Annotated in this window: 1 protein-coding gene and 1 pseudogene; both read left to right on the forward strand. The window is 74.5% G+C overall.

The annotated features are described in order from the left end of the window. Positions 1–24: 24 nt before the first annotated feature. Positions 25–7,812, forward strand: a pseudogene (locus tag IEJ02_RS47030) (type I polyketide synthase); the annotation flags it as partial. Positions 7,813–7,963: 151 nt separating this feature from the next. Continuing rightward, on the forward strand, positions 7,964–9,927 hold a 1,964-nt coding region (locus IEJ02_RS47035; protein WP_370467269.1), incomplete at its 3' end, for a type I polyketide synthase.

A 9,927-nucleotide genomic window follows, 5' to 3' on the forward strand; every position in this document is an offset into this window, starting at 1 on the left:
GAGATCACCAGCCCGGACTTCTGGGTGCGCCACGTCCGCGAGGCCGTGCGCTTCCTCGACGGCGTACGGACGCTGGAGGAGCGCAACGTCACCACGTTCATCGAGCTGGGCCCGGACGGTGTGCTCACCGCGATGGCGCAGGAGTGCGTGACCGACGCCGCGTCGGACGTCGCGTTCATCTCGGCGCTGCGCAAGGACCGCCCCGAGGCCGAGGCGCTGACCACGGCCGTGGCACGGGCCCATGTGCGCGGTGTGGCGGTGGACTGGGCCGGATACTTCGCCGGTAGGGACGCCCACCACGTTGACCTGCCGACGTACGCCTTCCAGCACGAGCGGTTCTGGCTGGAGCCGGGCACGGCCTCCGTGGGTGATGTGGCGTCCGTGGGCCTGGAGTTGGCGGGGCATCCGCTGCTCGGCGCCGCCGTGCCGCTGGCGGAGACCGACGGGCTGGTGTTCACGGGACGGCTGGGTGTGGATACGCATCCGTGGCTGGCCGACCATGTGGTGCGGGGGGCGGTGGTGCTGCCCGGCACGGCGTTCGTGGAGCTTGCCGTGCGCGCCGGTGACCAGGTCGGCTGCGACCTGCTCGACGAGCTGACCCTGCACGCCCCGCTGGTGCTGCCCGCGCGCGGTGGCGTCCGGCTGCAGCTCACCGTCGGCGCGCCCGATGGCGCCGGACGGCGGTCGCTGACCGTGCTGTCCCGCGCGGAGGACGCCCCGGCCGAGGAGCCGTGGACGCGACACGCCGACGGCGTGCTCGCCACGGGCGCGCCCCGGCCGTCGTTCGCGCTGACCGCGTGGCCGCCGCAGGGCGCCGAGGCGGCCGGTACCGAGGAGCTGTACGCGGCGCTCGCGGACGGCGGGCTGCGGTACGGCCCGGTGTTCCAGGGGCTCACGGCCGCGTGGCGGCGCGGGAACGAACTCTTCGCCGAGGTCCGGCTGGACGAGTCCGCCGCCTCCGACGCGCAGGCGTACGGGCTGCACCCGGCGCTGCTCGACTCGGCGCTGCACGCGCTCGGCCTGGACGGCCTGGATGATGGCGACGGCGACGGTGACGGCCAGGGGCGGCTGCCGTTCGCCTGGAGCGGCGTGTCGCTGTACGCGAGCGGCGCCTCGGCGCTGCGGGTGCGGCTGGAGCCGCGCGGCGCGGACGGCGTCCGGCTCGAGATCGCGGACACCGCCGGCGCACCGGTCGCGGCCGTGGACTCGCTGGTCCTGCGCGCCGTGTCGACGGAGCAGGTGCGGGCCGCGCGGGCGGCGTACCACGAGTCCCTGTTCCGCGTGGAGTGGACCGAACTCCCGGCCGGAGCGGGCGCGTCCACGAGCGGCCGGTGGGCGGTGCTCGGCGCGGACCCGCTCGGATTGGGGGCCACGACATACGCCGACCTCGCGGAGCTGGGCGAGGCCGTCGATTCCGGAACGGCGCTGCCGGAGTACGTAGTGGTGTGCCCGGCACATCAAGCCGAAGGTGCGGCACATCAAGCCGAAGGTGCGGCACATCAAGCCGAAGGTGCGGCACATCAAGCCCGTCCGGCGATTGAGGACACGCCCGAAGGGCGTCGGGGCGTGCACGCGGACGGTGCGGCACGTGAAGTGGGTGGCGCGGCACTCGAAGGCCGGGGTGCGGCGAATCAAGCCCGTCCGGCGTTTGAGGACCGGGGTCTTGGGGCGGAGCCCCAAGTTTCGGGAAGGGGCGGGGTGGGGGAAAACCCCTCGCCCGCCACCACGGCGCACCAGGCCACCACCCAGGCGCTGGGCCTGCTGCAGCAGTGGCTGGCCGACGACCGCTTCACGGACTCACGTCTGGTCCTGCTCACCTCGGGGGCCGTGGCCACCGGGGCCGGTGAGCCGGTGACGGATCCGGCGGGCGCCGCCGTACAAGGTCTCGTGCGCTCCGCGCAGGCCGAGAACCCGGACCGCTTCGTCCTCCTGGACATCGACGGCCAGGACGCGTCGCTTGCGGCGCTTCCGGCCGCGCTGGCGGCAGGCGAGGAGCAGCTGGCCGTCCGCGCGGGCGTGGCCCGTATCCCGAGGCTGGCCAGGGTGCCGGTCACGGACGGGACGGCCACCGAGAACACCTTCGCCTCCGAGGGCACGGTGCTGGTGACCGGCGCGTCCGGTTCGCTGGGCGGTCTGGTGGCCCGGCACCTGGTGGCCGAGCGTGGCGTACGGCATCTGCTGCTGGTCAGCCGCCGTGGCGACCAAGCCCCCGGGGCAGCCGAACTCACCACCGAACTAACCCAGTTGGGCGCCGAGGCGCACTGGGCGGCGTGTGACGTGGCCGACCGGGACGCACTCGCCGCAACCCTCGCCGCCGTCCCGGCCGAGCACCCGCTGACCGCCGTCGTCCACACGGCCGGTGTGCTGGACGACGGTGTGATCGGCTCGCTGACGCCTGAGCGCATCACGCGCGTCATGCGCCCGAAAGTGGACGCGGCGTGGAACCTCCACGAGCTCACCCGCGACCTCGACCTGACCGCCTTCGTGCTGTTCTCCTCCGCCTCGGGCGTGTTCGGCGCCCCGGGCCAGGGCAACTACGCGGCCGCCAACGCCTTCCTGGACGCCCTGGCCGCACACCGCCGCGCCGAGGGCCTGCCCGCCCTCTCGCTCGCCTGGGGCCCGTGGGCGGGCGCCGGTATGGCCGGTGGCCTGGACGAGGCCGACATCGCCCGGATGCGGCGCGCCGGACTGCCGCCGCTGTCCCCGGCCGAGGGCCTGGCGCTCCTGGACGCCGCGCTCACCACGGACCAGGTGGCACCGGTCCCGATGCGCGTGGACGCCGTGGCGCTGCGCGCCCAGGCCGCGGCGGGCGCGCTGGCGCCGCTGCTGCGCGGGCTGGTGCGGGTCCCGGTGCGCCGCGCCGTGGACACCGCCGCGGGCGGCGGCTCCGCGCTGGCGGAGCGGCTGGCCGGGCTGAGCGCGGCCGAGCAAGACCGGCTGCTGCTGGACCTGGTCCGTACGCAGGTGGCGGCCGTCCTCGGCTACGCGGGCCCGCAGGCCGTCGAGGAGGGCCGGGCGTTCAAGGACCTGGGCTTCGACTCGCTGACCGCCGTCGAGCTGCGCAACCTGCTGCGTGAGGCCACCGGGCTGCGGCTGCCGCCGACGCTCGTCTTCGACTACCCCACCTCGACCGCCCTGGCGGGCCATCTGCGCCAGGAGATCGTCGGTGACCCGGCCGACGGAATCGTCCCCGACCGGGTGATCAGCGCGGTGGACCGCGACGACCCGATCGCGATCGTCGCCATGAGCTGCCGCTTCCCCGGCGGGGTGCACTCGCCCGAGGAGCTGTGGCAGCTGCTGGTGGCGGGTGACGACGCCATCACCCCGTTCCCCGCCGACCGCGGCTGGGACCTCGCCACCCTCTACAGCGACGACCCCGACCTCGAGGGCACCAGCTACACCCGCGAGGGCGGCTTCCTGCACGACGTGGCCGACTTCGACGCCTCGTTCTTCGGCATCTCGCCGCGCGAGGCGCTGGCGATGGACCCGCAGCAGCGGCTGCTGATGGAGACCACCTGGGAGGCGTTCGAGCGGGCCGGGATCGACCCGGCCACGCTGCGCGGCAGCCGTACCGGCGTGTACATCGGCTCCAATGACCAGGACTACCTGACGCTGTGGCTGAACGAGCCGCAGGGCCTCGAAGGCCACCTCGGCACCGGCAACTCCTCCAGCGTGGCCTCCGGCCGCCTCTCCTACGCCTTCGGGCTCGAAGGCCCGGCGGTCACCATCGACACCGCCTGCTCGTCGTCGGTGGTGGCGCTGCACCTGGCCGCGCAGGCGCTGCGCAGCGGCGAATGCTCGCTCGCGCTGGCCGGAGCCGTCACGGTCATGTCGACCCCGGGCGCCTTCCTGGAGTTCAGCCGGCAGCGCGGACTGGCCGCCGACGGCCGGATCAAGGCGTTCTCGGCGGACGCGGACGGCACCAACTGGTCCGAGGGCGTGGGCCTGTTCCTGGTGGAGCGGCTTTCCGACGCCCGCAGGAACGGCCACCCGGTGCTCGCCGTCCTGCGGTCCACCGCCATCAACCAGGACGGCGCGTCCAACGGTCTGACGGCGCCCAACGGCCCGTCCCAGCAGCGCGTCATCCGGCAGGCCCTCGCGGGCGCCGGTCTTTCGGCCGCGGACATCGACGCCGTGGAGGCCCACGGCACCGGGACGACGCTCGGCGACCCGATCGAGGCGCAGGCGCTGCTGGCCACCTACGGCCAGGACCGGCCCGAGGGCCGCCCGCTGTGGCTGGGTTCGGTGAAGTCCAACATCGGCCACACCCAGGCCGTGGCGGGCGCCGCCGGCATCATGAAGATGGTCATGGCGATGCGGCACGGTGTGCTGCCGCGGACCCTGCACGTCAGCGAGCCGACCCCGCACGTCGACTGGACCGCGGGTGACATCGAGCTGCTGACCGAGGCCCGGCCCTGGCCGGAGACCGGCCGTCCGCGCCGCGCGGGCGTGTCGTCGTTCGGCTTCAGTGGCACCAACTCGCACGCGATCATCGAGCAGGCCCCGGCCGTGGACGCGGTCTCCGCGCCCGCCCCGGAGCGGTCCCTGCCCGTCCTCGCCTGGCCGGTCTCGGCCCGTACCGAGGACGCGCTACGGGCCCAGGCCGCACGGCTGCGCCCCTCCGTGGCCGCCGGAGGCGACGCGCCGCGCCCGCTCGACCTCGCGTACTCCCTGGCCACCTCGCGTGCCGCCCTGGAACACCGGGCCGTGCTGCTCGGCCGGGACGGCGACCTCCTCGGCGACCAGCTCGCGGCGCTGGCCGAGGGGCGCGGCGCGGCGGGGATTGTCGAGGGCTCGGCGACCGGTGGCAAGGTGGCGTTCCTGTTCACGGGGCAGGGGAGCCAGCGGCTGGGGATGGGTCGTGAGCTGTACGACGCCTACCCGGTGTTCGCGGAGGCGCTGGACGCGGTGTGTGCGGAGCTGGATCCGCATCTTGAGCGTCCGCTGCGGGATGTGGTGTTCGGGGATGACGCCGAGGCGTTGGACCAGACCGGGTTCACCCAGCCCGCGTTGTTCGCGGTTGAGGTGGCGTTGTTCCGGCTGGTCGAGGCGTGGGGTCTGAAGGCGGACTTCCTGTCCGGGCATTCGATCGGTGAGCTGGCCGCCGCGCATGTGGCGGGTGTGCTCTCCCTCGCCGACGCCTGCACGCTGGTGGCCGCGCGTGGCCGCCTGATGCAGGAGCTTGCCGAGGGTGGCGCGATGATCGCGCTGCAGGCGTCGGAGGACGAGGTGCTGCCGCTGCTGACCGAGCGGGTGTCGATCGCCGCGCTGAACGGGCCGACGTCGGTGGTCATCGCGGGTGATGAGGACGCGGCGCTGGAGATCGCGGCCGGTTTCGGGGCGCGGGGTCGGAAGACCAAGCGGCTCACCGTGAGCCATGCGTTCCACTCGCCGCGCATGGACGGGATGTTGGAGGCGTTCCGTGAGGTGGCGCAGGGGCTCACGTACGAGGCCCCGCGTATCCCGATCGTCTCCAACCTGACGGGCGAGCTGGTCTCGGCCGAGGAGATCACCAGCCCGGACTTCTGGGTGCGCCATGTCCGCGAGGCGGTCCGCTTCCTCGATGGCATCAGGATGTTGGAGGCCCAGGGCGTCACCACCTACGTCGAGCTGGGCCCCGACGGTGTGCTCACCGCCATGGCCCAGGACTGTGTGACAGTCGAGGACGCCGCCTTCGCCGCCGCGCTGCGCAAGGACCGCCCCGAGGCCGAGACCGTCACCACCGCGCTCGCCCAGGCGTATGTCCGGGGCGCCGAGGTGGACTGGGCCGGGTTCTTCGCCGGGACCGGCGCACACCGCGTGGACCTGCCGACGTACGCGTTCCAGCGCCGCCGCTACTGGCCGGACACCGCCCAGGAGGCCGGGACCCCGGCCGAGGGCGCCGTGGACGCGGTGGACGCGCGGTTCTGGGAGGCCGTGGAGCGCGAGGACTGGGAATCGCTGGCCGGCGAGCTGCGGGTCGAGGGCGACCAGCCGCTCAGCGCGGTGCTGCCCGCCCTGTCGTCGTGGCGCCGCGCCCAGCGCGAGCGGTCGGCCGCCGACGGCCACCTCTACAACGTGGTGTGGAAGCCGCGTCCGCGGGGCGGCCCGTCGGGCGCCCCCGCCCCGTCCGGCACCTGGCTGACCGTCGTCCCCGCGAGCCACGCGGACGACCCCCGGATCAGCGCGGTGGCCGACGACCTGACGCGTCGCGGGGTACGGGTCGTCACGCTGGAACTGGACGCCGTCGACACCGACCCCGCCGCCGTGACCGACCGTCTCGCCGCCGCGTCGGCCGACGGCCCGGTGGCCGGGGTGCTGTCCCTGCTGGCGCTGGACGAGCGGCCGCATCCGGAGCATCCGGCGGTGCCGGTCGGCCTAGCGCTGACCGGTGCGCTGGCCGAGGCGCTGGCGCGGCGGGGCGACGACACCCCGGCGCGGCTGTGGTGCGCCACCCGGGGCGCGGTCTCGACCGGCGGCGCCGACCGGCTGGACAGCGCCACCCAGGCCCAGGTCTGGGGCTACGGCCGGGTGGTCGCGCTGGAGCAGCCCGAGCGCTGGGGCGGTCTGGTGGACCTCCCGGAGACCGTGGACGAGCGGGCGCTGGACCGGCTCGCGGCCGTGCTCGCCGGGTCCGACGACGAGGACCAGGTCGCGATCCGCGCCACCGGTGTCTTCGTACGCCGCCTCGTCCCGGCCCCGCGCACCGCGGCCACCGCCGCCGCAGAGCCCTGGACGCCGCGCGGCACCGTGCTGGTGACCGGTGGCACGGGCGCCCTGGGGCGGCATGTGGCCCGCTGGCTGGCGGACCACGGCGCGGAGCGGCTGGTGCTGCTCAGCCGCCGTGGCCCCGACGCGCCGGGCGCGGCCGAGATCGTGGCCGAACTGTCCGGCACCGACACCGCCGTGACCGTCGAGGCGTGCGATGTGGCCGACCGCCACGCGCTCGCCGCGCTGGTGGAGAAGCTGGCCGCGAACGGCACCCCGGTCCGGGCCGTGGTGCACTCGGCAGGGATCTCCCAGGAGCCCGGCACCGGCGCCGAACTCCCCGAGTTCGCCCGGATCGTGGCGGCCAAGACGACCGGCGCGGTCCACCTCGACGCCCTCTTCGGCGCGGACGCCGACCCGCTGGACGCCTTCGTGCTCTTCTCCTCGATCGCCGGGGTGTGGGGCAGTGGCGGCCAGGGCGCCTACGCGGCCGGAAACGCGTTCCTCGACGCGCTGGCCGAACAGCGCCGGGCCCGTGGCCTGCCCGCCACCTCGGTGGCCTGGGGCCCGTGGGCGGAGGGCGGCATGGCCGCCGAGGGCGACGCCGAGGAGCAGCTGCGCCGCCGCGGACTGCCGCCGATGGCGCCGGAGGTGAACATGGTCGCCTTCCAGCGGGTGCTCTCCCGCCAGGAGACGGCCGTGACGGTGGCCGATGTCGACTGGGAGCGTTTCGCCCCGGCCTTCACCGCCGCCCGCCCCCGCCCGCTGATCGACGATCTGCCGCAGGTGGCCAAGGCCCTGCGCGGCGGTGACGACGGCGATCAGGCGAACAAGGCGGCCGACGGCGCGCCGGGCCTGCGCCAGCGGCTCGCCGGGCTGTCCGCGGCCGAGCGCGAGGACACGGTGCTGGAGCTGGTCCGCACCCATGTGGCCAGCGCCCTCGGCCACGCCTCCGCCGACGAGGTCGAGGCCGGGCGCGCCTTCAACGAGCTGGGCTTCGACTCGCTCACCGCGGTCGAACTGCGCACCCGGCTCGGCGCGGCCACCGGCCTCAAGCTGCCCGCGAGCCTGGTCTACGACTACCCGACCCCGGCCGCGCTCGCCGAGCACCTGCTGACCGAGCTGGTCCCGGACGGACCGGGCCACGGCCCCGGCCACGCCCTGCCCGATGTGGACCTCGACCCGCAGGACGCCGAGCTGCGCCGCACCCTGGCCACCATCCCGATGAGCCGCATCCGGGAGGCCGGGCTGCTGGACACGCTGCTCCGGCTGGCCGATCCACAAGCCGCCACTTCCGACCCCAGCCGCGCCGAGGACGAGGCGGAGTCCATCGACGAGATGGACGTCCAGCACCTCATCGACATGGCGCTCGACCTCGACAGCCTCGACGGCAACGATTCCTGACGCGGGCCCAAGCACGGAGTACACGATGACAACCCCCAACGAAAAGCTCGTTGACGCGCTGCGGGCCTCGCTGAAGGAAACCGAGCGGCTGCGGAAACAGAACCAGCAGCTCACCGACGCCTCCCGGGAACCGATCGCCATCGTCGGCATGAGCTGCCGGTTCCCCGGCGGCGTCGGCAGCCCCGAGGAGCTGTGGCGGCTGGTGGCGGACGGCCAGGACGCCATCTCCGGCTTCCCCGACGACCGCGGCTGGGACATCGAGGCGCTGTACGACCCGGACCCGGAGCGCGAGGGCACCTTCTACGCCCGCGGGGGCGGCTTCCTGTACGACGCGAGCCGGTTCGACCCGGGCTTCTTCGGGATCTCACCGCGCGAGGCGCTGGCGATGGACCCGCAGCAGCGGCTGCTGCTGGAGACGTCGTGGGAGGCGTTCGAGCGGGCCGGGATCGACCCGGCGACGGTGCGGGGCTCGCGCACCGGTGTGTTCGTCGGCGCGTCCACGCAGGCGTACGGGGCGGGGGAGTACGACCTGCCGGAGGGCGTCGAGGGCCATCTGCTCACCGGCACCGCCTCCAGCGTCGCCTCCGGGCGGCTCTCCTACGCCTTCGGCCTCGAGGGCCCGGCGGCCACCATCGACACCGCCTGCTCCTCGTCCTCGGTCGCGCTGCACCTGGCGGTCCAGGCGCTGCGGCAGAGCGAGTGTTCGCTGGCGGTGGCGGCGGGCGCGACCGTGCTGTCCTCCCCGGATGTCTTCGTGGAGTTCAGCCGTCAGCGCGGACTCTCCCCCGACGGCCGCTGCAAGTCCTTCGCCGCGTCGGCGGACGGCACCGGCTGGTCCGAGGGCGTCGCCGTGCTGCTGGTCGAGCGGCTGTCGGACGCGCGGCGGAACGGCCACCCGGTGCTGGCGGTGGTGCGCGGCAGCGCGGTGAACCAGGACGGTGCGTCCAACGGTCTGACGGCGCCGAACGGCCCGTCCCAGCGGCGCGTCATCCGCCAGGCCCTGGAGAACGCCCGGCTCTCCGCCGCCGACGTGGACGCGGTGGAGGCCCACGGCACGGGCACGACGCTGGGCGACCCGATCGAGGCCCAGGCGCTGCTCGCCACCTACGGCCAGGAGCGGCCGGAGGGGCGGCCGCTGTGGCTCGGCTCGCTGAAGTCGAACATCGGCCACACCCAGAACGTCGCCGGTATCGGTGGCGTCATCAAGATGGTCATGGCGATGCGCCATGGTGTGCTGCCGCGGACGCTGCACGTGGACGAGCCCACCCCGCATGTCGACTGGTCGGCGGGAGAGGTGTCCCTGCTGACCGAGGCGCGGCCGTGGCCCGAGACCGGCCGGCCGCGCCGGGCGGGCATCTCGTCGTTCGGCGTGAGCGGCACGAACGTCCACACGATCATCGAGCAGGCGCCGGAGGCGGAGGCGGCTCCCGCGGGTGCTGTGGTTCCGGATGTGGTGCCGTGGGTGCTCTCGGGCCGGGGTGCGGGTGCGCTGCGTGCTCAGGCGGAGCGGTTGATCGCGCATGTGGAGGCTCGGGCTGAGCTGCGGCCGGTGGATGTGGGGTTCTCGCTGGCGACCGGGCGGTCGGCCTTCGAGCACCGCGCGGTGGTGGTGGCTGAGGGCCGGGACGGGCTGCTGGCTGGGCTGGGTGCGCTGACGCGAGAGGAGTCCGCGCCCGGGCTGGTCGAGGGCTTGGTGGCCGGTGGCAAGGTGGCGTTCCTGTTCACGGGGCAGGGGAGTCAGCGGCTGGGGATGGGGCGTGAGCTGTATGACGCCTATCCGGTGTTCGCGGAGGCGCTGGACGCGGTGTGTGCGGAGCTGGATCCGCATCTTGCGCG

The sequence above is a fragment of the Streptomyces sp. 5-10 genome, assembly GCF_014712245.1.
Lineage (GTDB): Bacteria > Actinomycetota > Actinomycetes > Streptomycetales > Streptomycetaceae > Streptomyces > Streptomyces violaceusniger.